Origin of the sequence: Arthrobacter sp. PAMC25284, assembly GCF_019443425.1 — a bacterium.
Classification (GTDB): Bacteria; Actinomycetota; Actinomycetes; order Actinomycetales; family Micrococcaceae; genus Arthrobacter; species Arthrobacter oryzae_A.
The window spans coordinates 3,157,259-3,184,013 of sequence record NZ_CP080382.1; the positions used below are offsets into that span (position 1 = coordinate 3,157,259).

At 67.6% G+C, this 26,755-nt stretch carries 21 protein-coding genes and 2 pseudogenes; 13 read left to right on the top strand and 10 right to left on the bottom strand.

Annotated elements, in window-relative coordinates; translation table 11 throughout:
- Positions 1-10: 10 nt before the first annotated feature.
- Positions 11-529, bottom strand: coding sequence for a hotdog fold thioesterase (locus KY499_RS14620; protein ID WP_219885697.1), 519 nt, complete (start codon positions 527-529; stop codon positions 11-13).
- 112 nt (positions 530-641) lie between these two features.
- Here KY499_RS14620 and pta point away from each other — a divergent pair.
- Positions 642-2,769, top strand: a pseudogene (gene pta / locus KY499_RS14625) (phosphate acetyltransferase).
- Here the strand turns inward: pta and KY499_RS14630 are convergent.
- On the bottom strand, positions 2,766-3,056 hold the full coding sequence (locus tag KY499_RS14630; protein ID WP_123254636.1) for a hypothetical protein: 291 nt from the start codon (positions 3,054-3,056) through the stop codon (positions 2,766-2,768). The pseudogene pta and the gene KY499_RS14630 sit on opposite strands and share 4 nt — an antisense overlap.
- Positions 3,057-3,251: 195 nt before the next feature.
- Here KY499_RS14630 and KY499_RS14635 point away from each other — a divergent pair, with 195 nt between their 5' ends.
- On the top strand, positions 3,252-4,412 hold the full coding sequence (locus tag KY499_RS14635) for an acetate kinase (protein ID WP_123254635.1): 1,161 nt from the start codon (positions 3,252-3,254) through the stop codon (positions 4,410-4,412).
- A 3-nt stretch (positions 4,413-4,415) separates the two neighbouring features.
- On the opposite strand, the gene KY499_RS14640 is transcribed toward KY499_RS14635, so the two are convergent.
- The 5 genes from KY499_RS14640 to KY499_RS14660 all read right to left on the bottom strand — a co-directional run bounded on the left by KY499_RS14640 (position 4,416) and on the right by KY499_RS14660 (position 13,999).
- Entirely contained in the window at positions 4,416-7,112 is a 2,697-nt protein-coding gene (locus KY499_RS14640) for a PEP/pyruvate-binding domain-containing protein (protein WP_258190806.1), read from the bottom strand.
- Positions 7,113-7,307: 195 nt separating this feature from the next.
- Entirely contained in the window at positions 7,308-9,749 is a 2,442-nt protein-coding gene (locus tag KY499_RS14645; RefSeq protein ID WP_219885698.1) for a hypothetical protein, read from the bottom strand.
- A 7-nt stretch (positions 9,750-9,756) separates the two neighbouring features.
- Complete coding sequence (locus KY499_RS14650) at positions 9,757-10,506, bottom strand: peptidoglycan-binding protein (protein WP_258190807.1); 750 nt, start codon at positions 10,504-10,506, stop codon at positions 9,757-9,759.
- A 144-nt stretch (positions 10,507-10,650) separates the two neighbouring features.
- Complete coding sequence (locus tag KY499_RS14655) at positions 10,651-12,867, bottom strand: S9 family peptidase (RefSeq protein WP_219885699.1); 2,217 nt, start codon at positions 12,865-12,867, stop codon at positions 10,651-10,653.
- Between the two features lie 76 nt (positions 12,868-12,943).
- On the bottom strand, positions 12,944-13,999 hold the full coding sequence (locus KY499_RS14660) for an LCP family protein (protein WP_123254632.1): 1,056 nt from the start codon (positions 13,997-13,999) through the stop codon (positions 12,944-12,946).
- Positions 14,000-14,178: 179 nt separating this feature from the next.
- Here KY499_RS14660 and KY499_RS14665 point away from each other — a divergent pair, with 179 nt between their 5' ends.
- From KY499_RS14665 to galU, 8 genes are all read left to right on the top strand, one after another.
- On the top strand, positions 14,179-14,502 hold the full coding sequence (locus KY499_RS14665) for a hypothetical protein (RefSeq protein ID WP_219885700.1): 324 nt from the start codon (positions 14,179-14,181) through the stop codon (positions 14,500-14,502).
- A gap of 348 nt (positions 14,503-14,850) precedes the next feature.
- Positions 14,851-15,864 carry a 1,2-phenylacetyl-CoA epoxidase subunit PaaA gene (gene paaA, locus KY499_RS14670; RefSeq protein WP_219885701.1) on the top strand — a complete coding sequence of 338 codons (1,014 nt, stop codon included), beginning with the start codon at positions 14,851-14,853 and terminating at the stop codon, positions 15,862-15,864.
- Positions 15,861-16,160 (top strand): 1,2-phenylacetyl-CoA epoxidase subunit PaaB, encoded by a 300-nt coding sequence (gene paaB, locus KY499_RS14675; protein ID WP_123256913.1) that lies wholly within the window; start codon positions 15,861-15,863, stop codon positions 16,158-16,160. Before paaA ends, paaB begins: the two co-directional genes overlap by 4 nt.
- On the top strand, positions 16,157-17,122 hold the full coding sequence (gene paaC / locus KY499_RS14680; RefSeq protein WP_123256914.1) for a 1,2-phenylacetyl-CoA epoxidase subunit PaaC: 966 nt from the start codon (positions 16,157-16,159) through the stop codon (positions 17,120-17,122). The genes paaB and paaC overlap by 4 nt, the downstream gene beginning before the upstream one ends.
- A gap of 11 nt (positions 17,123-17,133) precedes the next feature.
- Complete coding sequence (gene paaD, locus KY499_RS14685; protein ID WP_219887034.1) at positions 17,134-17,685, top strand: 1,2-phenylacetyl-CoA epoxidase subunit PaaD; 552 nt, start codon at positions 17,134-17,136, stop codon at positions 17,683-17,685.
- Positions 17,686-17,694: 9 nt separating this feature from the next.
- Positions 17,695-18,921: a 1,2-phenylacetyl-CoA epoxidase subunit PaaE gene (paaE, locus tag KY499_RS14690; RefSeq protein ID WP_219885702.1), complete on the top strand. Its 1,227-nt coding sequence runs from the start codon at positions 17,695-17,697 to the stop codon at positions 18,919-18,921.
- Positions 18,922-18,962: 41 nt separating this feature from the next.
- A complete protein-coding gene (locus tag KY499_RS14695) occupies positions 18,963-19,742 on the top strand; it encodes an enoyl-CoA hydratase/isomerase family protein (RefSeq protein WP_219885703.1) in 780 nt (259 codons plus the stop codon).
- A gap of 112 nt (positions 19,743-19,854) precedes the next feature.
- On the top strand, positions 19,855-20,745 hold the full coding sequence (gene galU, locus KY499_RS14700; protein ID WP_219885704.1) for a UTP--glucose-1-phosphate uridylyltransferase GalU: 891 nt from the start codon (positions 19,855-19,857) through the stop codon (positions 20,743-20,745).
- Here the strand turns inward: galU and KY499_RS14705 are convergent.
- Complete coding sequence (locus KY499_RS14705) at positions 20,735-21,115, bottom strand: VanZ family protein (protein WP_123256918.1); 381 nt, start codon at positions 21,113-21,115, stop codon at positions 20,735-20,737. The two genes, galU and KY499_RS14705, sit on opposite strands and share 11 nt — an antisense overlap.
- Positions 21,116-21,191: 76 nt before the next feature.
- Complete coding sequence (locus KY499_RS14710; RefSeq protein WP_123256919.1) at positions 21,192-21,656, bottom strand: Lrp/AsnC family transcriptional regulator; 465 nt, start codon at positions 21,654-21,656, stop codon at positions 21,192-21,194.
- 159 nt (positions 21,657-21,815) lie between these two features.
- On the opposite strand from KY499_RS14710, the gene pdhA reads away from it, so the two are divergent.
- From pdhA to KY499_RS14725, 3 genes and pseudogenes are all read left to right on the top strand, one after another.
- The gene (pdhA, locus tag KY499_RS14715; protein WP_123256920.1) at positions 21,816-23,090 is read left to right on the top strand and encodes a pyruvate dehydrogenase (acetyl-transferring) E1 component subunit alpha; all 1,275 of its coding nucleotides are present in this window, start codon (positions 21,816-21,818) and stop codon (positions 23,088-23,090) included.
- Positions 23,087-24,212: pseudogene (locus KY499_RS14720) on the top strand (alpha-ketoacid dehydrogenase subunit beta). Before pdhA ends, KY499_RS14720 begins: the two are co-directional and overlap by 4 nt.
- A gap of 2 nt (positions 24,213-24,214) precedes the next feature.
- The gene (locus KY499_RS14725; RefSeq protein ID WP_219885705.1) at positions 24,215-25,741 is read left to right on the top strand and encodes a dihydrolipoamide acetyltransferase family protein; all 1,527 of its coding nucleotides are present in this window, start codon (positions 24,215-24,217) and stop codon (positions 25,739-25,741) included.
- Between the two features lie 68 nt (positions 25,742-25,809).
- On the opposite strand, the gene KY499_RS14730 is transcribed toward KY499_RS14725, so the two are convergent.
- Positions 25,810-26,754, bottom strand: coding sequence for an aldose 1-epimerase family protein (locus KY499_RS14730; protein ID WP_219885706.1), 945 nt, complete (start codon positions 26,752-26,754; stop codon positions 25,810-25,812).
- Between the last annotated feature and the right edge of the window lies 1 nt (position 26,755).

Genomic DNA, 26,755 nt, shown 5'->3' on the forward strand with positions numbered 1-26,755 from the left:
TTCCCTGTTTCTATTTCTTGGCGATGGTTCGGCTGCGGCCGCGGAACTCGGCGATGAGTTCCCCTGGAGGGATGTCCGCAGCGGTGGCTGCGGAAGAGATGCCGGCAAGGGATGCGGCCGGCGCGGTGTCGGCGCCGGGGGCAGCGGCGTAGATCTGGATGTCGTACAGGCCGCTGCGGCCGGCACTGGCACGGCGGTTCGCGACGGCGGTCAGGACCTGGCCGCGGTAGGCCGGTTTGAGGAAGTTGATGTCGACGCCGGCGGCCACCGTGATGGTGCCGGCGGCGTCAGGGCCGGGGGCAGAACCTGGGATTGCCGGGTTGCAGGCGAGGGCGAAGGCCGTATCCCCGAAGGCGAACACCATGCCGCCGTGGGCCATGCCGAAGCCGTTCAGCATTTCCTGCCGGAGCGTCATCCGGATGGTGGCCCGGCCGTCGCCCAGTGAGAGCACCTGGATGCCCATCCATTCGGAGGCATGGTCATCCTTCAGGATCGGGTGCGTGTCCCCGGAAATCGTCAGTTCAGCCATGCGTCATTGCCTCCAGCTTTATATACCGAATGTTCATTAGGTAATCCCATCGGGGCGCTTGCTGTCAAGAGGGGTCAGTATGCTGGGACAGACAGCGAGCAGAGGGCGGATCATGGCCAAAGGTATTTACGTCAGTGCGACCACACCGGGTTCCGGCAAGTCGCTCATAGCATTGGGCCTGGCGGACACGCTGCACCGGCATGCGGACCGGATCGGCTTCTTCAAGCCGGTGGTGAACGGCCCCGACGCGGACGCGGATCCCATGGTTGCCCTGATGAAGGCCCGTTTCGACCTCGACGGCGACCGCTGCCGCGGCGGGCTGACCTTCGCGGAGGTCCGCGGGCTCCTGGCCGAAGGAAAACGCGAGGAAATCGACTCACGCTGCGTCGAGATCTTCGCCGAAATGGCACGGCACTGCGACGTCGTGATCGTCGAGGGCACGGACCTGACCGGCCAGGACGCCGCCGTCGAGTTCGACCTCAACGCCCGCCTCGCCAACAACCTCGCAGCACCGGTGGTCGCCGTCGTCGGTGCCCGCGGCCGCACCGCACTCGAAACCGCGGATGCCGTCGAGGTGGCCCGCAAAGAACTCGTGGCCGCCCGGTGCACCCTCCTGGCCATGATGGTCAACCGCGCCGACCCGGCGGACCTGGAGGCGATCGCCGCGGCCGTCCGCCCGGGCGCCTCCGGCCGGCCCGTTTACGTCTTTCCGGAGCTGGATGAGATTGCGCGGCCCACGACGGGCGAGGTCGCGGCGGCCCTCGGCGTCGGGCAGGTCGCCGGCCGGTCCGACCTGGAACGCGATGTGCGCTCCATCAAGGTCGCGGCCATGTCCGTTGCCAACTTCCTGCATGTGCTCGACGACGGTGCCCTCGTGATCGCTCCCGGCGACCGGGGCCGACGTGCTGGTCGCCTGCCTCGCCTCCTCCTTCTCACCCGAGTCGCCGGTTCCCGCGGCCCTCATCCTCACCGGAGGCCTGGCGCCCGAGCCAAACATCTACTCGCTGCTGGCCCAGGCCCCGTTCCCGGTCTTCGCCACCGCCGACGACACCTACGTCACGGCCCGGCGGGTCTCCGAAGTCCGCAGTGAGATCTGGTCCGGGCACCGCCGCAAGGTGGCTTCGGCCCTGGGCCTGTGGTCCCGGCGGGTGGACGAGGCCGAGCTCGTCGAGCGGCTGCACCTGCCGCGGCTGGAACGGACCACGCCGCTGCGCTTCCTGCATGAGCTGATCGAACGGGCGCGCTCGCAGCGCCGGCACATTGTCCTGCCCGAGGGTACCGACATCCGGATCCTGCGCGCCGCGGAGATCCTGCACCGCCGCGATGTCTGCGAGCTCACCGTCCTGGGCCGCGAAGCCGAGGTCCGGGAACTCGCGGCCACGCAGGGCATCGACCTCGCCGGCATCAACATCGTGGATCCGGCAACGTCGCCCCTGCGCCGGGAATTCGCGCAGAAGTACGCCGAACTGCGGGCCCACAAGGGCGTGGACCTGGCCAAGGCCCTCGAAGTGATGCAGGACGAGAGCTATTTCGGCACCATGATGGTCCAGCTGGGAGTGCTGGACGGCATGGTCTCCGGGGCCGCCCACACGACGGCCCACACCATCCGGCCCGCGCTGGAATTCGTCAAGACCCGGGAAGGGGTCAAGATCGTCTCGTCCGTGTTCCTGATGCTCATGCCGGACCGGGTGCTGGTTTACGGTGACTGCGCCGTCAACCCCGAGCCCAACGTGGAGCAGCTCGCGGACATCGCGGTCGCGTCGGCGGAAACGGCAGCCCAGTTCGGGGTGCAGCCACGCATTGCGATGCTCTCCTACTCCACCGGCGGCTCCGGCTCCGGCGGAGCCGTGGACGCGGTCCGGCAGGCGACCGAACTCGTGCGGGAACGCCGCCCGGAGCTCGCCGTCGAAGGTCCCATCCAGTACGACGCCGCCGTGGACGCATCGATCGCAGCATCCAAGATGCCCGGCTCCTCCGTCGCAGGGCAGGCGACCGTGTTCATTTTCCCGGACCTGAACACCGGCAACAACACCTACAAGGCGGTGCAGCAGTCCTCCGGTGCGGTCGCCGTCGGGCCCGTCCTGCAGGGCCTGCGCAAGCCGGTCAATGACCTGTCCCGCGGCTGTACCGTGGAGGACATCGTTAACACGGTGGCCATCACCGCCATCCAGGCTCAGTCCGCGGAGCCCGCCGCCGAGCCGGCCCCCGCGGCGGGCCATGCCTCGTCAGCGGGATCCTAGTCAGTGTTTTCCGGATATGCCGTGCTGTCGGGATCTTTCTGGCTGGCGGGCTCATTGGCCAGGCCCGACGGCGTGAGGTCCAGGTCCTCGAGGTTCTCGGGAGGCTCGGGGGCTTCTCCGGTCTCGGCGGCCTTGAGGGCCCCGGTGTCGTCCAGCGCCGGGTTCGCGCCCTCGACGCCGGTGGGATCCTGCTTGCCGGAACCGCTGTCCGTGCTGGCCGGCTCGGTGCTGGCCGGTCCGTTGCCCTCGGGGTGCGTGCTGTCTGGCTGTGTCGCGTCGTCAGTCATGGAAGTCCCTTCGTGAGTGGTCCAGTTGCTCCGCCGACTCTAAGCGCCTGCCGCGGCTTACGCAACGGAGTGGCGCCCTCGCCCGTCCGGCAATTTATAGTGGGTCCCACGGGGCGCTCCGCCAGGCGCCGCCGTGTTGACTGTCCCGGCGCGCCCCCAGGGGTCAGCGCAGAAGCCAAGGCCTAGGAGGCCCCGTTGCTCGTCCTCGTTATCAACTCCGGCTCGTCCTCGCTCAAGTACCAGGTCCGTGATGTCGAGGCGGGCAGCGTACTCGCCGAAGGCCTGATCGAGAAGATCGGGATGGGCAACGGAGGCGGTGGTGACGGCGAAATCGAGGGCCCCCGCGATCACGCCGAGGCGCTCGAACTGGTGGATGCGGCCATTCACGAGGCCCTCGGCGGGCAGGTGTTTCATGCTGTGGGTCACCGCGTGGTGCACGGCGGGGAACGCTTCGCTGAGCCGGTGCTGGTGGACAGCGAGATCACCCGCGCCATCGAACGCCTCAACCCGCTCGCGCCGCTGCATAACCCCGCCGCCGTCCTGGGCCTGCGCGCCATTGCGCAAAAATGGCCCGAGCTGCCGCAGGTGGCGGTCTTCGATACCGCATTCCACCGCACCTTGCCCGAGCACGCCTGGCGCTACGCCGTCCCGGACGAGCTCTACACCAACCACGGCATCCGCCGCTACGGCTTCCACGGCACCTCGCACGACTACGTCTCCCGTCAGGCAGCGGCGCTGCTGGACGTCCCGGTGGAAGAGTTCGACGCCGTGATCGCCCACCTCGGCAACGGCGCCTCCGTCACCGCCATCCGCGCCGGACAGTCCATCGACACCTCCATGGGCTTCACCCCGCTCGAAGGTCTTGTTATGGGCACACGCTCCGGCGACCTGGACCCGTCCATCCTTGTCTTCCTGGCCCGGGCCGGCTGGTCCCCTGAAGACCTCGACACAATGCTCAACCGCCAGTCCGGGCTCAAAGGCCTCGCCGGGAACAACGACATGCGGTCGGTGGTGGAAGCGGCGGAAGCCGGTGACGCCAAGGCCGCGATGGCCCTCGCGGTCGCCTCCTACCGCCTGGCCAAGTACATCGGCGGCTACCACGTGGCGGTCGGCGGCGCGAAGGCCCTCGTCTTCACGGCCGGTATCGGCGAGAATTCGCACCAGTTCCGGGCGCTCGTGGCGGACCGGCTCGGGGCCCTCGGTGTGGAGCTCGACTCCGTCCTGAACCTTGAGCGGTCCAGGGATCCCCGGGTGATTTCCACACCCCGTTCGGCTATCCCCGTGCTCGTAGTGCCGACGGACGAGGAGCGGGCGATCGCGGAGGCGACGGCCGCCGTCGTAAACTCCGGACGCTAGCGCTCAGCCGCCGAGCCTGACCGTTCCGGCGGCGCCGTCCACCGTGATGACGTCGCCGGTCCTGATGCGCGTGGTGGCATTCGGGACGCCGACGACGGCGGGGATGCCATATTCGCGCGCCACCACGGCGCCGTGTGAGATGGGGCCGCCCATTTCCATCACCATGGCGCCCGCGGTGAGGAACAGCGGGGTCCAGCCGGGGTCGGTGGACGGAGCCACCAGGATTTCGCCCGGTTCCAGATGCGCGCCCTGAGGGTCAAGGATGACCCGCGCCTTTCCCGTGACGGTCCCGGCCGAGGCGGGGGCGCCCCTGAGCGTTCCGGGCGGCAGGGTATCGTCCGCCGGTGTCCGGGCTGCCAGCGCCGCCTCAACGTCGGTGCCGTCCGAGAGCAGCATCCGGGGGATGTGACGGCGGCGCATTTCGAGGGCGTAGGTGTGCCGGCGCTCGGCCACGGCCTCGCGCAGGTCCGCGCCGCGCAGCGCCACCCGGGCCTCGGCCAGGTCGAGGAAAAACACGTCATCGGGTTCGCTGATCCGGCCCGCGGCGGCGAGGTCCTTGCCGACCATTGCGAGTTGGCGCCGGACTTCGGCAAAGCACATGATCAGCGCGAACTTCGGTGATTCACGCAGGCCGGCGGTCTGCCGGGCCTGGCGCAGTCCGTGGGCAACCAGCCGGCCGCGGAGCGTGCCCTTGGTGCGGGCCCGGGCGGAGAGCTCCTTGACCCGCTCCTCGGCGGTGGCTTCTGCGCGGGCAAACTGCCGGTCCGGAGTCTTTTTGGGATCCGTCACGCGCAGGTAGTTGGCCAGGACGTTGAGGATGTGGCTCGGGTCCTCAGCCCAGCGCGGTACGCCGAGGTCGATTTCCGCCACGGCGCGGTGGCCGTAACGGCCCAGAAACGCCGCGATTCCCTGCTGCGCGGCGGCCGGCAGCGAACCGTCGAGGTAGCGGCGGGTCAGTTCCGGCGGCGTGCCGGTCCCGAATTCCTGTGCCGAGTCGGGGTCATCCCGGATCAGGGTGGCGGTCCGCCAGAGCTCCAGGTCCATCTCGGTGGTGACGTTGCCGGGCAAACCCCGCAGCACGGCTTCCAGGTCACCCGGTTTGGCCAGCCCGTCCAGGAGCCAGCGCGCAATCCCGAGCCATGCGTAGCCGGCAGCCGGCGGTGGAAGCTGCATCATGAGGCCGGGAAGGATGTCCTTGCCGAGGACTCGTTCCACGAAGTCCAGGCGCTTGGTGGCGCTGGCGGGTTCTTCCAGCACCAGCGCCCGCCGGAACTTTTCCTCCGCCCGCCTGAGCCGTTCCAGGGCAGCGTCCGGCCGGATCATGGCCGCCGGCAGATACGGGAGGACCGCGAGTTGCGGCAGGGACTTGAAGACCACCCGCGCGGACAGCCGGTTTCCACCGCTCCTGCCGCGGGCCACGGCGAACCGCGGATCGGCCATGAGGTATTCCAGAACGTCTACGGAACGGGCATCTGCGAGCTTCATGAGCCGGGGGATGATCCGGCGGCTGCGCTTGGCGCGCAGGAGTTCGGTGACGTCCACAAAAAGCCGCATGCCGACCACGAGGTAACGGAACGGGACGGGATCACCCGGGCGGTCGACGCCGGCCCGGTAGCTGACAGTCAGGAACTCCATGACGGAGCACCCCATCGGCGTCAGGGGGCGGGTCAAGCCCTGCATCAGGCTGCCGTTCATGTAGGAGCGGGTGCCGCCGCTGAGGTTTTCCCCCAGAGCCGCGTCCGGGACGGGGTAGAGGGTGGTGATGGGGCGGGACTGGAGGGCCAGGACCTGTCCGTCCGCATCGATGGACCATTCCAGGTCCTGGGGCCGGCCGAGGGCCTGTTCGGCCCGCTCGCCCAGCGCTGCCAGTTCACGGAGCTGGCCGTCCGTCAGGCACAGGCTGCGGCCCGGCGCGGGGTCTGTTGCGGTGCCCGCGGTGCCCGCGGTGCCCGCGGTGCCCGCGGTGCGCTCAAGGATGGTGCCGCTGGCGGTGTCGAGCACAAAATGGTCCGGGTTGATGGCACCGCTGACAACAGCGTCGCCCAGGCCCGGGGCGGCGTCGATCACGGCTTCCCTGCGCCGGCCGGTGAGCGGGTTGGCGGTAAAGAGCACACCGGAAATATCCGCCTCCACCATCCGTTGGACAATGACGGCGATGCCCGCAGTTTGCTGCTCGACGCCGTGCTCGTGCCGGTAGGCCACGGCCCGGCGTGTCCACAACGAGGCCCAGCAGCGCCTGACCGCATCGAGGACGGCGTCCGCGCCGGTCACGTTGAGGTACGTGTCCTGCTGGCCGGCGAAGCTCGCCTCGGGCAGGTCTTCGGCCGTCGCGGAGGACCGCACGGCCACCGGGACGTCCCGTCCGTCGCCGCCGCCCAACCGGGCGTAGGCGAAGCGGATGGCAGTGGCGAGATCCTCCGGGACGGGGACGGCGGCAATACTCTCACGGGTCCGGTCCGCGAAGGCGCCGGGATCCCCGCCGGAGGTGCCCGCCAGCTGTGCGGCTTCGGCCGCCGCCGCGATCCGATGATAAGCCGCCGTTGTGATGCAAAAACCGGGCGGCACGGGCAGGCCTGCGGCGATCAGACCGCCCAGCCCCGCGGCCTTGCCGCCAATCAGGGGGATCAGGTCCGGCCCGGCATCGGCCAGATCGATCACACTGCTGTCTTCGCGCTTGCTCCGCCTGGTTGAACCGTGCACGTTTCGCCCCGATGTCTTGGTGAAGACCAGTCATCCGAATCTATCGCCGGGGGAGGGGGAACTCAACGCCCGGCGCTTACGCCCGGACCGGCGCAGACGGATCCGAAGGCAACGATTTGCCGAAAATGGCCGGAATGACGTCCTCATTCCGGCCATTTGAGGCAAATGGAGCCAGTCCAGGTACCCGAGACACCTCTATGGCGCGGGCGGGGCGGTGCCCGTTGCCGAACCCGTGGCCGGGGCGGTGCCCGTGGGGGTTGGTGTCGGCCCGGCCGGTTGCGTGGTGGGAGCGGGCTGGCTCGGGGCCGGGGTCGCCGTTGTGGCTGGGGCAGGACTGTTCGACGCCGTTCCTCCACTTGTGGGGGCGGGCTGGGTAGCCCCGGGCGATGCCGTGCCGCCCGGAGTCGGGCTCCCGCTGGTGGCGGGCTGCGTCGCCGGCTTGGTTGCCGTGCCGGTGCCGCTGACGGGAGTGGCGCTGGGATCGGTCTTGATGATCTCCTTGATCTGGTCCTGGAACGCGGCCAGGCGTCCCTGGATCTCGGAGAGCGGCACGTTTTGCAGGTTCCGGCCGTAGTCCGCGATTTCCTGCCACAGCGCGCTGAGCTTGCCCATGCTGTCCGCGCCGAGCGGACCGTCCAGGGTGAGGACCAGTTGGCTCGCCAGGGCGTAGGTCAGGCAGCGGACGCAGTCGTAGTTCGCCGCAGTCGAGAGGTTCTGCGGCACGATCACGTTCGTCTGGCCCACGATCAGCACCACCTGGAAACCGACGGCCACCGCGGCGCAGTCGGTGCAGTTCGCGTAGGCGTAAGCCTCGTTCTTGGTGTCCACGGGCTGCCCGTCATCGGCCCAGACAAGGGCGAACGCGACGTCGTAGATGGTGGTGCCATCGGTGGTGTTGACGGCCAGGGCCTGGCTGTCGCCCTCTTCGGCGGCGGCGGGTTTATCGAAGGGGAATACCCACGACGGCGCCGCGGTGCCTGCGGTGCCGGATCCGGCGTCGCGCGGGACCAGGACCATGCTCAGCTGAGGATCGTCGCGGGTGGGTTTCGTGGCGCCGGCCGGCCACAGGGCGACCGTCCGTCCGGGCCGGCCCTCCTGGATCCGGCCCGCGGAGGAGTACGGGAAGAACGCGGTGGTGGCGTCGGAAAGTGTCCCGCGTTCGTAGGACTGGACCGGGCGGTAGGTTTCGGCCGCCGGCCACCAGGCCCAGGCGAGACCGGCCACAACGGCTGCCACCGCGGCGAGGGCGGTGCCGCGCTGGACGGCCTTCCCCTGGGTTTTCTGCCAGAGCGCGGTGAGCAGTTGCCGGCCGAGCCGGATCAGGATGTAGAAGATGCCCAGGACGGGAAGCGCGATCGCGATGATAGCCAGGACCCGGACGGCGGCGTCGAGGACGTCGCCGTTGGCGAGGCTGCCGTTGAACTGGGCGTACTGCTTTTGCGTGCCCGACCAGGCGGTGCCCAGAAGCCGCGGCAGGGAGAGCACCATCATGACCAGGCTGAAAATGAGCAGCGGCACGGTCACCAGCACCCAGGCGGTCACCGCGGTCCGGGCCCAAGGCTTCAGGACCTGCGCCGCAGGGTCGGCCGGGCGCCACGGCAGCAGGGACAGCAGGGTCGGTTTGATGCGCTGGAAGAGGTCCGGGACACCGGTCGCGTCGGCGAGGATGTGGTAGCCGTCAAAGCGCACCAGGGGCAGCAGCTGACGGACCATCTGAATGAGCTGGGTGACCACTACCAGGAGCAGGGCGTCGAAACCGGTGGCCCACCAGATGCCCATGATCGCCACAGCCACTATGGCGTTGAAGTACAGTCCGCCGAGATCGGTCCGGATCCGGCCGCCCCGGCCCAGACGGTAGGAATCGGTGACGTCGGTGTAGAACGCGGGCCAGATCAGGTAGAGGCCCGCGCCCATGGCCCCGGGCGTGGCACCGCCGCGGCGGGCCGCTGCCGCGTGGCCGAATTCGTGGAACCCTGCGGACAGGACGGTGACTGCCACCACCAGCAGGACGAGCGCCGGGTTGGCGAACGCCTCGTGCGTGGCGGAGGCCAGGCCCTTGACCATCAGCACCCACCAGCAGATGGCAAGGAACGCCGCGGTGACAGCGACGACGATCAACGGGTTGAAGAGGACGGCGAAGGGTGCCGTGAGCTTGCGGGTGCGTTCCGGGTCCGTCACCGAATACCGGAAGCGCATGCCCAGCAGCGGGTTGGCTTTCTTGACCTCGGGCTGGGACCCGTCCGCCAGTTGCAACAGGCCCAGCGGCAGCAGTTGGGAGTCGATCAGGGTCCGCACGTTGTCCGCGCTGACGAGCCGTCCCGAGCCGGTGCTTGCCCGCTCGGCGATGTCCTCCAGGCTGCGCTGGCCATCAATGGCGTCGAGGATCAGGTACAGCAGCGTGGTGAGCTGCAGGGTCTGTCCGTCGGCGCGCCGCACGAGCGATGGCGCCTCGCGGTAGCCCGAGCCCTTGGCTTCGCCGAGCAGCTGGACGCCGTCCGCGCGGACGGGGACGTCCGGCGGCTGAATGGTACCGGCGACGGCGAAGCCGGAGGGGGCCGGCGCGCTTCCGGATGCGGCGGCGGGGGCAGCGGCCAGCGGGCCGTCCGTGGAGGACGGCCCGCCGTGGGGGGTGCTCATCGGTTGGCTACTGCTTCAGATCGGACTGCTGGTCGGCCGTGGCCGTAGCTTCGCCCTCGATGTTCTGGTTAATGATGGCGTCCTGCTGGGAGACGGCGAACGCGTTGCTGTCGATCGAGCCGATGTTGGCGGCGACGGCGGCGTCGATCGGGGCGGCGACGTTGGCGTTGGCGGCCACGGCTCCGTTGATCGGGGCGGCGATGTCGGCCTGCGCGGCGAGATCGACGTTGACGTTGAGCAGGTTGCCGTTGACCGCGCCGGCAGCGTCGGTGAGTCCGCCGTCGGTGGGCAGGGCGCCGAGGTCCGGGGCGGTGCCGTCGGGCAGGAGTCCGCCGGTGCCGGCGCCGGCTGTGGTGCCCGCGGCACCGTCAACCGAGCCTGCATCCGCTGTGCCGGTACCGGCAGTGTCAGCGGTTCCGGCCGGGGCGCTGGCGGCCTGGTCGAGGGTGCTGTCCTGCGTGGATTCCGCGGTGGCGTCGGCCGTGATGCCCTGGTTGATGATGACGCCCTGGTCCGAGAGTGCCTGGGCCTCGGAACCGAAGGAAAGGATGTTGGCCGAGGCGGCGGCGTCGATCGGTGCGGCAACGTTCGCGTTGGCCGCGACGGCGAGATCAATCGGGGCAGCGGCGTTGATGCCGAGGTCCAGGTCGGCGTTCAGGTCCAGGACCGAGGCGACTTCCTTGTCCGGGAGGGCCGTGCCTTCCTGTGCCAGCAGTTCCTCATCGCTCAATGGGGTCATTCCGGGCTCAACGCTCATAGCAAACTCCATTTCCGGCACCTACGTGCCTGTTGCTGTTCCTCGACGCCCGGGCCCCAGCGGACCGGTTCCACGTCGCAGTGCCAATCATGCCAGTAAATAGTAAGCATGATGACCATTAATTCGCGAGGAGAGGGTGTTCGGCTACTTCAGCCCGGCTCCCGGCAGCAGTTCCGTGGCGCCGAGTGAGTCCGCCACGAACGCGTAATCCCAGGCGCGTTCACGCCATTGCACGTACCGGCCCGATGCCCCGCCGTGGCCGCCGTCCATCTCGATCTTCATCACAATCGGTTCGTTGCCGGTGGTCAGTTCGCGGAGCCGCTGCACCCACTTGGCGGGCTCCACGTAGAGCACCCGGGTGTCGTTGAACGAGGTCACGGCAGCGATCTTCGGGTAGGCGACGGCGCGGACGTTTTCGTAGGGGGTGTATGACTTCATGTACGCGTAGACGTCCGCGTCCGTGATCGGGTTGCCCCATTCCTCCCATTCCAGGGCGGAAAGCGGAAGTTCGGGGTCGAGGATGGTGGTCAGTGCATCCACGAACGGGACCGCCGCCACGATGGCCGCGTACTTCTCCGGCGCGAGATTGGCGATGGCGCCCATCAGCAGTCCCCCCGCGGAGCCGCCCATCGCGGCGATCCGGGCCGGGTCGACCCAGCCGGAACCTGCCAGCCAGTCGGTGGCAGCGAGGAAGTCCGTGAAGGTGTTCTTCTTCTGCAGCTTCTTGCCGTCGTCGTACCAGTGCCGGCCGAGCTCACCGCCACCGCGGATATGGGCGATCACAAAAACCACTCCGCGGTCCAGCAGCGACAGCCGGGGGATGCCGAAGCCCGGGTCCATGCTCAGTTCGTAGGAACCGTAGCCATAGACCAGACCTGCCGCCGTCGAGTCCTGTGCGACGGAGGCGTGCCGCAGCACCGAGAGCGGGATCCGGGTTCCGTCGACGGCCACAGCCCATTCCCGGGTGGCAACGTAGTCGGACGGTTCATAGCCGCCCAGCACAGGGCTCTCCTTGCGCAGCAGCAGCACCCCGGCAGGCTGGTCCGCCGTTGGCAGCACGAAATCGTAGACCCGGGACGGTGTGAAGTAGGAGGTATAGCCCATCCGGATCACGGGAGCCTCGTAGTCAGAACCCGCAACGCCTGCCGTGTAGAGCTCTTCTTCGAATACCGGCTCGACGATCGGGCCCTGTGCGGGTGTCCCGAGCCCGGCCAGGGGCATGACCTGGACCCGTTCGATGGTGTCCTGGCGGACGGAGAGGATGAGGTGCGTGGAGGTGACGCCGGCGCCGTTGACCCGGATGTCATCGGAATGCGCGACGACGGTGGCCCAGTGCTGCTCCGCCAGCGGCTTCGCGAGTTCCGCCGGATCCAGGAGCGAGACCATCGAGTTGATGGCATCCTTGTTGTGGGTCAGCAGGATCCGTTCCTGCGGTGTCCCGACGCCTGTGTCCAGCAGGAACGGCTCGGCCTCGTACAGGATCTCTTCGTCCCGGGAGATCACGGTCTGGAGCCCGGCGCCGGGGGCATCGAAGCGCAGCAGCCGGGTTTCGCTGAATTCGGAGCAGCCGATGCCCAGCACGAGGTGGCGCCGGTCCGCCGAGAGGTCGAAGCCGAGCCACATGGCGACGTCGTCCTCCTGGTAAATCACCTCATCGTCAGAGACCGGCGTGCCCAGCACGTGGGCCTTGACCTGGTAGGGCCGCCACGCGTCGTCCACAACGGTATAGAAGACGCGGGTGCCGTCGGGGGAAAAAGCGATCCCGTAGAAGACATTCTCGATCACGTCCGGAAGCAGCTCTCCGGTCCTCAGGTCCCTGATGCGCAGGGTGAAGCGCTCGTCTCCGGCGTTATCCACGGCGAAGGCGAACAGGTTCCCGTCGATGGTGGTGGCGGCCCCGCCGACGGCGAAGAACGGCTGGCCCTCGGCCTCGACGTTGCCGTCGAGCAGGATCTCTTCGCCGGCAATCTCGACGCCGGCTTCCACTGCCGGGGGAGTCCAGTCCGCGACACGGTCCCCGCTGTCCTGCGCGCGGACCCGGCAGTGAATGCCGTATTCCTTGCCCTCGACAGAACGGGAGTAGTACCACCACCCGTCCTTGCGGTTGGGCACGGAGAGGTCGGTCTCCAGGGTGCGGCCTTTGATTTCCTGGAAAAGCGCCTCGCGCAGCGGCTCCTGATGCGCGGTAACGGCTTCCTGGTAGTCGTTTTCGGCCTTCAGGTGCTCCACCACGTCCGCGGATTCCTTCGCGCGCAGCCACTCATAGTTGTCCTCGAAGGAGTCTCCGTGGTGGGTGCGGACGGTACGGACTTTCTTGGCGACAGGGGGCTGTGGCAGCGGCTGTCCGGAATTCTGGGTCATGGCCCCAATCTATCGAGCCGCGGCACCGCTGACCGCGCGCGTTCGCTACCGGGGTAGCGGCGGCGCCGGAGTCAACTCAGTTGCCCTTGGTGAGACCGTTTGCCGCCACATAATCTCCGAGCTTGCCGGCCGCCAGGGCGTCGGAGATGCCCTGGATGGCCTCGGGGTCAGTCAGGACAATTGACTGCCCGTCACTGGAGGTGCCAATGCCGTTGGTGGGCAGCGTGAACATTACGGTGTTGGCCGGGCGCACGTCCTTCAACTCCACTGCCAGGCCGGCCACGGTGGCAGCGTCCAAGGACTCGTCCACACTGATAAACGGCGAAAGGGAGCTCACCATATTGTTGATCGTGACGGGGTTGGTAAGCGTCTGTCGATTGACCGACTTCTGCATGATGGCTTTGAGGAACTCCTGCTGGTTCCGGACCCGCTGGTAGTCGCCATCGGTAAAGGCGTACCGCTCCCGGACGAAGACCAGGGCTTCCTCCCCGTTGAGGGTGTTTTTCCCTGCCGTGAACTGCCGGTCCAGACTGCTGGACGTGAAAGGCACCTTGACGTCCACAGTCACGCCGCCCAGGGCATCGGTGAGGCCCTTGAAACCTTCAAAGTCGATCATGGCCACGTGGTCGATGCGCTGGTTGAAAATCGACTCGACCGTCTGGACCATCAGCGGCGTCCCTCCCAGGGCGAGTGCGGCATTGATCTTCGCCTCGCCGTGGCCCGGAATGGTGACCCACAGATCCCGCATCAGGGACATGGTGTAAATGTTCTTGCGGTCCGCCGGAATATGCATCAGCATCAGCGTGTCGGCGCGCTGGTTGGTGGCCTGGCCGTCGGCTGCGTCCTCTCCGGTGGCGCCCCGGCTGTCGCTGCCCATCACGAGGATGTTCATTGCGCCATCCGTCTTCTTGGGCCGCGTGGATTCATCCGGGAAGGCCTGCTCGATCTTCGTTGTCCCGGAATCGAACGTGCGGCCAAGGTTGAACAGGTAGCCTGCGGCGACCACCGTAACCAGTGCAACAAGGGCGGCGACGACAATCAGTACCATCCGGCCTTTGCGTTTCTTGGCGTTACGCCGGCGCCTCGTAGCGGGCGCGGGCGGGAGGCCGTCGGTATCGTGCGGGTACGTCATCTGTTCCTCAAGTCCGGGGGGTTTGCCGCAATTCTACCAATCGGCGCTTCCATGCCCGGTGCTGTTCTTTCCCGGCAGTTCCGACGTCGACGGCGGGTCACAATGTTGCCTGCGTCACATTCATTCCCTATGTTGGTTAATGGCCGCAGCGTCGCGGCCACGCGCGATAGGGGTAGCACGTGCACGAAAAGCTCAAGGTTCTTGTCCGGCTCGACCTTGACGGCGGCGAGGCGGAAGTGGCCGCGCACGGTCATGTGACTGAGCAAAGTGTTCAGGCCCTGTATGTGGTGATGAAGCGGGCCAATCACTTGCGCGAAGGGCTGCGGCTGGTCGTGGATGTCAGCCACGCACGTGTGGAGCGGGCTGCACTGGAACAGTTGCAGGCCTGTTCAGAATCCCGCCATCTGCCTGCCTCCATTGATCCCCTGCAGTCCGACTGCCAGCTCCGGGTCCTGGCTCCCGCCGCCGCTCCGCAGACAAGGGCCCTGCGGCTCGCGGCCTGAGAGGCCGCGGCACGGGAGCTTTCCTTTCCGGGCCCCAGCCTTCCTCGTCAGGTTCCAGGCGGCGCCCTGTCGGATTCCCTGTCGGGTTTCCTGCTGCGTTTCCGGCACGCCTGTTGCTGCTCTCCGCTTGGTCCCCGGGTTCCCTCGGATGGGTCCGGCCAGGGCGGCGGAGGCGTCGCCGGTCGGGCTGGGAGCCCTACCGCCGCGCCTCCTGCGTCTGCGCAGGCTCCTGCGCCGGCGCCCTCCGCTTCGACCTGCACCCGGTGTCGTCCTTGACGCGCGTCCCACCCGCCGCATATCCTGAACGAACGGTCGGTAATTATTTATCGGAATTGCATAGGAGCAACCATGGCATCGCAGAACCTGCAGTCGGTTCCCGCCGGCGTGACGGCGGAACATCCCGACGATGCGGCCCGGCGTGACGCTGAAGGCCAGGCCTACTTCGACAAGGTCATCGCTGAAGATTCCCGGATCGAGCCGCGGGACTGGATGCCCCCGGCCTACCGCAGGACCCTGCTGCGCCAGATCTCGCAGCACGCGCACTCGGAGATCATCGGGATGCAGCCGGAAGCCAACTGGATCTCCCGCGCGCCGAGTCTCAAGCGCAAGGCCGTCCTGATGGCCAAGGTCCAGGACGAGGCCGGCCACGGGCTGTACCTCTACTCCGCCGCCGAAACCCTCGGACAGCCGCGCGATCAGATGATGCAGGACCTGATGGACGGCAAAGCCCGGTACTCCTCCATTTTCAACTACCCCGCCCGGACCTGGGCTGACATGGGCGCCATCGGCTGGATGGTTGACGGCGCCGCGATCGCCAATCAGGTCCCGCTCTGCCGCGCCTCCTTCGGACCCTACGGCCGGGCCATGGTCCGGGTGTGCAAGGAAGAGTCCTTCCACCAGCGCCAGGGCTTCGAAATCCTGCTGGAGCTCTCCCACGGCACGCCCGAGCAGAAGCAGATGGCCCAGGACGCCGTGAACCGCTGGTACGCCCCGGCCCTGATGATGTTCGGCCCGCCGGATGATGATTCACCCAACTCCAAACAATCCATGGCCTGGAACATCAAGCGCTTCAGCAACGACGAACTGCGCAACCGGTTCGTCGGGATGATGGTGGAACAGGTCAGGGTTCTGGGCCTGACGCTGCCGGACCCGGACATCCGCTTCAACGAGGACACGAAAAAGTGGGAGCACGGACCCTTGGACTGGGATGAATTCCACGAAGTCCTCGCCGGCCGCGGTCCCTGCAATGCCCAGCGCCTGGAACGCCGCCGCGAAGCCCACGAAGACGGTGCCTGGGTCCGCGAAGCCGCAGCCGCCTACGCCGCGAAGCAGTCCGCCAAGCAGAAGGAAACCGCAGCATGACAAGCACTACTGAAGGCAACGTCTGGCCGATCTGGGAAGTGTTCGTCCGCTCCAGCCGCGGACTGTCCCACGTCCACGCGGGGTCCCTGCACGCGCCCGACGCGGCCATGGCCCTGCGCAACGCCCGCGATTTGTACACCCGGCGCAACGAGGGTGTGTCCATCTGGGTGGTTCCGGCGGACGCCATCGCCGCGAGCGATCCGGATGCCAAGGGCTCGTTCTTCGAGTCCCCGCAGGGCAAGGACTACCGGCACGCGACGTACTACACCAAGAGCGAGGGCGTGAAGCACCTGTGAGCACCCCCCAAGCAACGGACGAAGCAGCAAACGAAGCAACCCACACGGACGCCGCGGAAGACTCCCACGGCGACATTTCCGTCGGCGTGAGCGGCGCCGGGGCCAGCGGGGACGGCTCCGCCAGCGCCACCCGGATCACACCCGGTAATGCGCTCCGCCCGGAGGATATCGCGCTGGCGGTCAGCCGCGGTGCTGTCCCGGACCAGGACGCTGCGGAGCTGGCCCTGCGCCTGGGCGATGACGCACTGATCCTGGCCCAGCGCCTGGGCCACTGGATCTCCCGCGCCCCCGAACTCGAAGAGGACGTGGCCCTCGGCAACATCGCGCTGGACCAGCTGGGCCACGCGCGGTCCTTCCTCAGCTATGCCGGCGGGGCCTACGCCGCAGAGGGGAAGCCCGGCAAGACCGAAGACGATCTCGCCTACTTCCGCAGCGAGCACGAGTTCCGTTCCGTGGAGCTCTTCGAACAGCCCAACGGGGACTTCGCCGCCACCATCGCCCGGCAGTTCGTGGTCAGCTACTACCAGTTCGAGCTCTACCGGCGGCTCGCGCAGTCCACGGACTCCACCCTGGCCGGCATCGCAGCCAAGGCCGTCAAGGAAGTGGACTACCACCGCGACCACAGCGCCCAGTGGGTGCTGCGCCTGGCCCTCGGAACGGACGAGTCCCGGGCCCGGATGATCCAAGGCTTCAAGACCATCTGGCCCTATGTGGACGAACTGTTCCGCGACGATGAGCTCACCGCCCGCCTCAGCGCGTCCGGCGCCGCCGTCGAGCCGTCCAGCCTGCGCGCTGACTTTGACCGGCTCATCGGGGAGGTCCTGGCCGAGGCCGAGCTGGACCTCCCGCAGGTACCGGCTGCCCGGGGCGGCGGACGCCAGGGCCAGCACTCCGAGCACCTCGGCTACCTCCTGGCCGAAATGCAGGTGCTCGCCCGCCAGCATCCCGGAGCGAGCTGGTAGCCGTGCCGGAGATGTACGTCAGCCATCCCTCCGCGGCCACCAGCCGCCCGGACAACAGGACGCCCGAGCAAAAAGCCTGGGACCTCGCGGCCACCGTGGTGGACCCGGAGATCCCGGTGCTCAGCATCGCGGATCTCGGGATCCTGCGCGGGGTCACGCTGTTCGACGACGGCGGCATCGTCCCCGCTGTCCGCGTCACCATCACGCCGACCTACTCCGGGTGCCCGGCGATGGACGCGATCCGTGACGACCTCAAGGCGGCCTTCGCCCGCGAAGGGTATGGCGGCGTCGACGTCGACCTGGTCCTCTCCCCGGCCTGGACCACGGACTGGATGAGCGAGGACGGCAAGGCCAAGCTGGAGCAGTACGGCATCGCCCCGCCGTCGGGACACTCCAATGCCGCCCGGCACGCCGGGCCGGTCCGGCTGTCCCTCGCCGTCAAATGCCCGCAGTGCTCATCGCTGAACACCAAGGAACTCACCCGCTTCGGCTCCACCTCCTGCAAGGCGCTCTACGCCTGCCAGGACTGCAAGGAGCCGTTCGATTACTTCAAAGTCCTCTAAGGAAACACTATGACTGTTGTCCGCCAGACCGCCGCCGAGCAGGCCGCAGCCACCGGCCGCCGTCGCGCCTCCTTCCACACCCTGGCCGTGGATGAGGTCCGCCGGCTCACGGACGACGCGATCGAAGTGACCTTCGCCGTCCCCGCGGAGCTGGCCGGCCAGTACGACTACCTCCCCGGCCAGTACGTGGCCCTGCGCACCACCATGCCGGATGCGAACGGCGACCCGCATGAGGTGCGCCGCAGTTATTCCATCTGCGCCGAGCCGCGGAGCTTCGCGGACGGCACCAGCGAGATCCGCGTGGCCATCAAGAAAGACCTTGGCGGGCTGTTCTCCACGTGGGCCAACGCCGAGCTCAAGTCCGGCGACGTACTGGACGTGATGAGCCCCATGGGTGCGTTCGTCTCCAAGCACGGCCGGGACGGCAAGCCGGTGGAACAGAACGTGATGAATTCGATGAACCATCCCGAGGAGCTGGCGGGGGAGCCCGGGAGCTTCGTGGCGATCGCCGCAGGCTCCGGTATTACACCGGTCATCGCCATTGCCCGGACCCTGCTGGCGGCACACCAGGAGACCCGCTTCGACCTGATCTACGCCAACAAGGCCGCCATGGACGTGATGTTCCTGGAGGAACTCGCGGACCTGAAAGACAAGTACCCGTCGCGGCTGGCCCTGCACCACGTGCTCTCCCGTGAGCAGCGGATCGCGCCGCTGCTGAGCGGACGGATCGACGCCGAAAAGCTCCAGGCGCTGCTGGGTACCGCCATCCACGCGGACGACGTCGACGAGTGGTTCCTGTGCGGGCCCTTCGAGCTCGTCCAGCTCTGCCGGGACACCCTGGCCGACCGTGGCGTGAAGCCCGAACACATCCGCTTCGAGCTGTTCACCTCGGGCAAACCGGACCGCCCCGAAGGCAACATCGGCCGGCCCGTGACCGCGGACGAATCCCAGGACACTTACAAGATCACCTTCACGCTGGACGGTCTGCAGGGCGAGGTTTCGAGCCCCACCCACGCCCGCGAATCCATCCTCAACGCCGCGCTCCGGGTCCGCCCCGATGTTCCGTTCGCCTGCGCCGGAGGCGTCTGCGGCACATGCCGCGCCAAGGTCATCACCGGCAAAGTCACAATGGACGAGAACTACGCCCTGGAACAGGACGAACTGGACAAGGGATACGTCCTGACCTGCCAGTCCCACCCGACCACCCCGGACGTCACGGTCGACTTCGACGTCTAGTTCTTTCCCTGCCCTCTGCCTTCCCCCTTGCAAGGAGCCCCATGATTTCCCTCTCCATCGCCGGCGGCATCGCCGACGTCGTGCTCGACGCCCCGCACAAGCTCAACGCGCTGGACGAGCAGGCGCTTGCAGAACTGTCCCAGGCGTACGACGACGCCGCTGCTGCCGCCGCACGCGGAGAGGTCCGGGCGCTCCTGCTCCGCGGGGAGGGGCGCGCCTTCTGCGCGGGACGTGACATTGCGGGCGTCACGCCGGAGAGCGACGACGCCCAGGCGTACCTCGGCGGGCTGGTGCAGCCGCTGCTGCAGAAGATGAGTGCCTTCCCGGCCCCGACCTTCGCCGCGGCCCAGGGTGCCTGTCTCGGTGTGGGACTCGGCCTGCTGCTGGCCACGGACGTGGTGTACGTGGCGGAGAACGCGAAGTTCGGCTCGCCGTTCGCCAAGCTCGGCGCCACGCTGGACTCCGGCGGGCACTGGTACTTCACCGAGCGCCTCGGCATGCACCGCACGCTGGACCTGATATATACCGCCGAGCTGATGAGCGGCGCCGAGGCCGTAGCGCAGGGAATGTTCAGCCGCGCCATGCCCGCGGGGGAACTGCTCGAGTCCACCCGCGCCATTGTGGGCCGGGTGGCCGCCGGAGCCACCGGAGCCTTCACCGCCAGCAAGGAGCTCGTGGCGCACATCCGCGATCAGCGGCTGGGCCTGTGGGAATCAATGGCGGGAGAAAACGCCGAGCAGGCCCGGCTGTGCAAGAGCGAGGACTACGCCGAGGGCTTCCGCGCCTTCCAGGAGAAGCGCACCCCGGTTTTCAAAGGCTAGCGTCCGAATTCACCCCGACGGCGGCACTGGCCTGGTAGCCGGAGAGGCAGAATCCCCAAGTGCTTTCGGAAATTCATTGCATGGTTCCTACAACAATTTGTATGGTGCAGCTATGACTTTGGGGAAACCAGTGAGAAAAGCCGTCATTCCTGCCGCCGGATTGGGAACCAGATTCCTGCCGGCTACCAAAGCCATGCCGAAGGAAATGCTGCCGGTCGTTGACCAGCCCGCCATCCAGTATGTGGTGGAAGAGGCCGTTAAAGCCGGCCTGACGGACCTTCTGATGATCACCGGACGGCAGAAGCGTGCCCTCGAAGACCATTTCGACCGGGCTCCCCAACTGGAGCGCACCCTTGAACTCAAGGGCGATTCGGCACGATTGGAGGCCGTGCAGTACGCCTCCAGCCTGGGCCCCATCCACTACGTCCGGCAGGGCGAACCGCTTGGACTCGGGCACGCCGTGCTGTGTGCCCGGCAGCATGTGGGGGACGAACCGTTTGCTGTCCTGCTGGGCGATGACCTCATCGACGAGCGGGACGAACTGCTAAGCACCATGATCGACGTCCAGGCCACGACAGGCGGTTCTGTGATTGCTCTGATCGAAGTGGACCCGGCCCAGATCAGCGCCTACGGGTGCGCGGACATTACTGCGGTGGACGGAACGGATTACTTCCGGGTGAACCGGCTGGTGGAAAAGCCGGCGGTGGAAGAGGCCCCGTCCAACCTGGCGGTGATCGGCCGCTACGTCCTGCACCCGGCAGTGTTTGATGTCCTGGAGCACACCAAGCCGGGACGCGGCGGCGAAATCCAGCTGACTGACGCGCTAGAGGTCCTGGCCACGTCCGGCGGCGAGGGCGGCGGGGTCTACGGCGTAGTCTTCCGCGGACGGCGCTACGACACCGGCGACAAGCTCAGCTACCTGAAGGCCGTCATCTCCATCGCCTCCGAGCGCGTGGACTTCGGCGAAGAGCTCAAGAGCTGGATGAAGGACTTCATAAAGTAGCCGTTTCGTCTGGGACCAGCCGTCGTGCGATGAGCGCGCCGATGGCGGCCCCAGCCGTGTTGAGGGCAAGATCGGCGAGGCTCGGATAACGCTGGCTCAGAAACATCCACTGACCCAGCTCCATGCAGCCCGACACCAGAGCGCCGAGCGTGGCTATCTGCCACCATTTCTGCCATGGGAAGGCCAGCACCGCGACCGCCCCCAACGGTACGAAGAGCGCCACGTTGGCTATGCGTTCAACGAACGCGTAATCGACCCAGCCGGGGACGCCGTGGGCATGGAGCTTCCGGAGCGCACGCGCGATGAGGCCTCTAAGGGGCTTGTCCACCGGGCTTGGCCAGAAACCAATCAGCGCCAGCAGCGACACCATGGCGGACAGCAGGGCCCGCCATCCCCACCTGGCCCGGGATATCACGGCGCGCCCCGAGGGCCGGCGGGCGTGCTGCTCACCGCGTGTCCAAATCCTCGAAGACGAGGAACGTCTGGGTGTCCAGTACCCCGGGCATGGACTGCAACTGGTCGAAGATCACGCGGCGCAGATCCACGTTGTCCACGGCCCGCACCAGCAGGATCACGTCGAAATCCCCGCCCACGAGGGCAATGTGGTGTACCTCGGGGATGGCGCGCAGCTTCTCCCGCAGCTCGCGCCAGGAGTGCTGGCGCACCTTGAGCGTGACATAGGCGGAGGACTTGAGCCCGGCCCGGATCGGGTCAACGAGCGCTGTGAACTTGGTGAGCACGCCCTCGCCCGTCAACCGGGCGATCCGGGTGTAGGCGTGCGCCCGCGAAATATGGACGTTTTCCGCTACCTGCGTTACTGACATCCGGCCATCCCGGGTCAGCTCCGCAATGATGCGACGGTCCACCTCGTCCAGCGGCACGGCCTCCTGCTCCGCTTCCACCTCTGCCATTTGTCTACGACTCCCGCCCGTAACCCAGCTCACACTTACAGATCGTCTTCTAGACTAAGCCAAAAGCTGTGACTTCTCCATGATTTCGGCTAGGACTGGATACGAAACATCCCCAAGGACGATACTGGGAAAGATTAGTGGCAACAGAAGGACGGACCAATGACGATCTCCGCAGACCACGCTTCCCAGCATTCTCCGGCGGACAGCGCGACGCCAGGGAATGTACCGGGCACTGAGCGGGACACCGAGCAAGAAGACGCCGCGCAGGAAAACGCAGCCTCGGCGGCCGTGCGCAAGTTTGGCATCACGGTGGAAGACTACATGCTCCCCGCCCGTCACCAGATCCAGATGGTGGACCAGGACGGCACTCTGAACCCGCACGCCGCGCAAGGCACCCAGCCGGGCCACGAGTACAGCATCCCCGGCGACGCCGAACTGCTGGCCGCCTATGAGCAGCTCGTCGTCGGACGCCGTGTCAATGACCAGAACTCCGCCCTGGTCCGGCAGGGCCGGATGGCCGTCTATCCCTCGAGCCACGGCCAGGAGGCGTGCCAGGTCGCAGCCGCCTTGTGCCTGTCCGAGGGCGACTGGATCTTCCCCACCTACCGCGACTCTGTGGCCGTGATGGCCCGGGGCGTGGACCCCGTGCAGACCATGACGCTGTTCCGCGGTGACTGGCACGGCGGTTATAACCCCGCCAAGCACAAGGTGGGCATCCAGTGCACACCGCTGACCACCCAGTTGCTCCACGCCGTCGGGGTAGCCCACGCCGCCAAACTCCGCGGCGAAGACACCGTGGTCCTGGCCATGTGCGGCGACGGCGCCACAAGCGAAGGCGATTTCCACGAGGCGCTGAACTTCGCCGCCGTCTTCCACCTGCCGGTGGTGTTCTTCGTGCAGAACAACCAGTACGCCATCTCCGTCCCGCTGGCGCACCAGTCCGTGGCGCCCTCGCTCGCGCACAAAGCCGTCGGCTACGGCATGGCTGGCGAACGCGTGGACGGCAATGACCTCGTCGCGCTCCTCGCCGTCCTGGACCGTGCGGTCAAGCTCGCCCGCGACGGCTCCGGACCGCTGCTCGTCGAAGCCCACACCTACCGGATGCAGGCCCACACCAACGCCGACGACGCCACCCGCTACCGTCAGGACAGCGAAGTCGCCGAATGGGTCGCCAAGGATCCGCTGACCCGGATGACGACCTATCTCACCGACCGCGGACTGCTCGACGACGGCGCCGCGGCCCGGATCGCGGAGAAGGCCGAAGCCGTGGCCACACAGCTTCGCGAGGGCCTGGGCGAAGAGGTCCCGGTCGACCCGCAGGACCTGTTTAAGTACGTCTTCGAAAGCCCCACGCCGCAACTGCGGGAGCAGTCCGCCCTGCTCGCCGACGAACTCGCCCGCGAAGCAACCAGCGCTGAGGAGACCAGCAAATGAGCCCCACCATCACCACCTCCTCCGAGGCCAACGGCAACGTCAGCTCCGCCACCGCCCGCGCCGCCGCGAAAGCCGCAACTGCCTCCGAGCAAAAGGCAGCCCAGACCGGCCCGCAGCCTGTCACCCTGGCGAAGGCGCTGAACGCGGCGATGGCCGATGCCATGCATGCCGATGACTCCGTGCTGGTCTTCGGCGAGGACGTCGGCATGCTCGGCGGCGTCTTCCGGATCACCGACGGACTGACCAAAACTTTTGGGCAGACCCGCTGCTTCGACACCCCCTTGGCCGAGTCCGGAATTGTCGGCATGGCCGTGGGCATGGCCATGAACGGCATGCGCCCGGTGATCGAAATGCAGTTCGATGCCTTCGCCTACCCGGCGTTCGAACAAATCGTCAGCCACGTCGCCAAGATGCACAACCGCACCAAGGGCGCCGTGAAGCTGCCGATGGTCATCCGCGTCCCGTACGCCGGCGGCATCGGGGGAGTCGAACACCACTGCGACTCCTCCGAGGCCTACTACGCCCACACGGCCGGCCTCAAAGTGTTCACCCCGGCCACCGTGGCTGACGGCTATCGGATGCTTCGGGAAGCCATCGACTCCGATGACCCGGTGATGTTTATGGAGCCGAAGAAGCTCTACTGGTCCAAGGACCAGGTGGACTTGGGCGCATTGCGCGCCGAGCATGCCGCCAACGTCGAGCGCGGCACGTCCTCCGAAGGCCGCGCCGCCGTCGCCCGTCCCGGCACCGATGCGACGCTCATCGCCTACGGCCCATCCGTGCCCACCGCGCTCGCGGCTGCTGCAGCGGCCGCGGAGGAAGGCCGCTCCCTCGAAGTCATCGACGTCCGCTCGATTGTCCCGTTCGACGACGAGACCGTCTGCGCCTCCGTCCGCAAGACCGGCCGCGCCGTGGTCATCGCCGAGGCCCCACGGCTTCGCGTCGGTGTCCTCGGAAATCGTCGCCCGGGTCCAGGAACGCTGCTTCCACCATCTCGCCGCGCCGATCCGCCGCGTCACCGGCTTCGATGTGCCGTACCCGGCGCCCAAGCTCGAGCACTACTATCTGCCCGGCGTGGACCGCATCCTCGACGCCGTTGACGATCTCCAGTGGGAAGACTGACCATGAGCGAACCGAAAGTATTCCTCCTCCCGGACCTCGGCGAAGGCCTGACCGAAGCCGAACTCGTGAACTGGCTCGTGGCCGTCGGCGACGAGATCCGCGTGGACCAGCCGATCGCCGAGGTCGAAACTGCCAAGTCCATGGTGGAGGTGCCTTCCCCGTACGCCGGGACCGTTGCCGTGCTGCACGGCGAGCCCGGCCAGACGCTCGACGTCGGCAAGCCGCTGATTTCTGTTACTCCCGTCGGTTCCCCGGCTAGCGCCGTCGCAGATGATGCCGCCCCCGCCCCTTCGCCGGACGGCATTCGTCCTGCGGACGATGCTGCCGGCTCCGGAAGGCCCGATGCCACTCCCGGGGCGGCATTGCCTGCGGCGGCTGAGGTTTCTGCTGAAACGTACCGCGAGGAAGAGAAAGCCGGATCCGGCAATGTCCTGATCGGATACGGAACGCCTGGCGGGCACGGGGTTGCGCGGCGGAGCCGGGCTCCGAAGCGGGCGGTTGCGTCCGCTGCCGCTTCGGCTCCGGCCCGGATCTCGGCGGAGGAAAAGGCCGCCGATGATTTGCTGTTGATGCGCACCCGGGTGCCCGGGAAGCTGGGCGCCGTGATTTCTCCGCTCGTTCGGCGGATGGCCCGGGACCATGGAGTCGATTTGGGGGGACTCCAAGGATCGGGCGCCAGCGGGTTGATCATGCGCAAGGACGTCGAAGCGGCGATCGCGCCGGCCAAGACAGAACCTGCGGGCACCGCCGCGGTTGAAACCACGGCGTCTCAGCCGGAGCCTTCCGGCGACACGGACTCCCGCACCGGCCTGGGGATCACCGGGCGCACCGCTGTCCGGGGCGTGCGCAAGGCTGTTGCCGCAAACATGACGCGCAGCCGGTCGGAGATCCCGGAAGCCACGGTGTGGGTGGACGTTGACGCTACCGCGCTCGTGGAGATGCGGGCCGCGCTGAAGAAGGCAGACCCGCACCATACGCCCGGGCTGCTGGCCTTCATCGCCCGCTTCGTCACCGCCGGGCTGAAGAAGTACCCGGCGCTGAACACCAGGATCGTCACCACGGAGGACGCCGCCGGCGGGGCGATGCAGGAGATTGTGGCGTTCGACGGCGTCAACCTCGGCTTCGCGGCCCAGACCGACCGTGGGCTGATGGTCCCCTCCGTGCGCAACGCGGACAAGCTCAGCGCCCGTGAACTGGACGCGGAGATCCGCCGGCTCACCGCCGTCGTCCGTGAGGGCAAGGCTACCCCGGCGGAACTGGGCAGCGGCACCTTCACGCTGAACAACTACGGCGTTTTTGGGGTGGACGGCTCGGCCGCCATCATCAACCACCCGGAGGTGGGGATCCTCGGCGTCGGGCGGATCATCGACAAGCCCTGGGTGGTGGACGGGGAGCTCGCGGTCCGCAAGGTCACCGAGCTGACCCTCACCTTTGATCACCGGGTCTGCGACGGCGGCACCGCGGGCGGGTTCCTGCGCTACGTCGCCGACGCGATCGAGAACCCGGGGACCGCGCTGGCGGATATGTAGGCCGCACCAGCTTCAAACCGCGTTCCCAGCGACCAGCATGTAACCCCGGGCCTACCTCTGGCCCGGGGTCACACGCTTTGGTACGCGATGCTCCAGGAAAGCTCCCACTCTTCCCCGGGCCGCAGCCAGCGGAGCCCTTCGCCGCTGTTGAGCGCGTCGGCCGGGGCCGTCATGGGCTCGAGGGCTACCGCGGTCACCATCCCGCCGTCCGTGACGAAATTATCGGTGGTGAAGGCCTGGACGTACCCGAAGGAGCCGTCCATGTGCAGCCGCACCCGGCTGCCGTCCGGGGCTTCGAGGTAATGCGTTGAGCCGCCGTCGCCGTTCCGCCGGACGCCCGCCCAGGCGTCGTCAAGGTCCACGTCCCGGACGAGCCGCCCGGTGCGGAAGTCGTGCCGGGTGCCGGTGACGTCCGTGACGGTGCCGGTGGGGATCAGCCGTTCGTTGATCTCGATGTGGGTGTCCGCGTCAATGACCAGTTTCAGGTCCCGGGTCGGAACCTCACCGATGCGCAGGAACGGGTGCGCCCCGAGCCCCACCGGAGCAGGCTGGGAGCCCGTGTTCCGGACCATATGGCTGACATGGATGCCGTCAGCCGCCAGCTCATAACGGACGGACGTCTCGAGCTCGAACGGGTAGCCGGCCTGCGGGCGGACCTGCGCGGCGAGCGTGATGGCGCCCGGGGTCCGTTCCGTGACGCGGTAGGGCGTTTCGGTGAGCAGGCCGTGCAGGGCGTTGGCGCCGCCGGGCTCGGTGCATTCGAGCTGCTGCGGCACGCCGTCGTACGTCCACAAACCGTCCGCCACCCGGTTGGGCCAGGGCACCAGGACCCAGCCGGCGCAATACGGCGGCCTGGCATCAACGGGATATTCCTGAATCAGGGCCACACCGTCCACGGCGAGGCTGCGCAGGCTCGCGGCGACTTCCGTCACGACGGCGTGCTGGCGGCGGCCGTCAATGGTGGCCGTCAGGTCAAAGAATTCGCCCATGGGCGAGGAGCTGGTGCCGGGCATG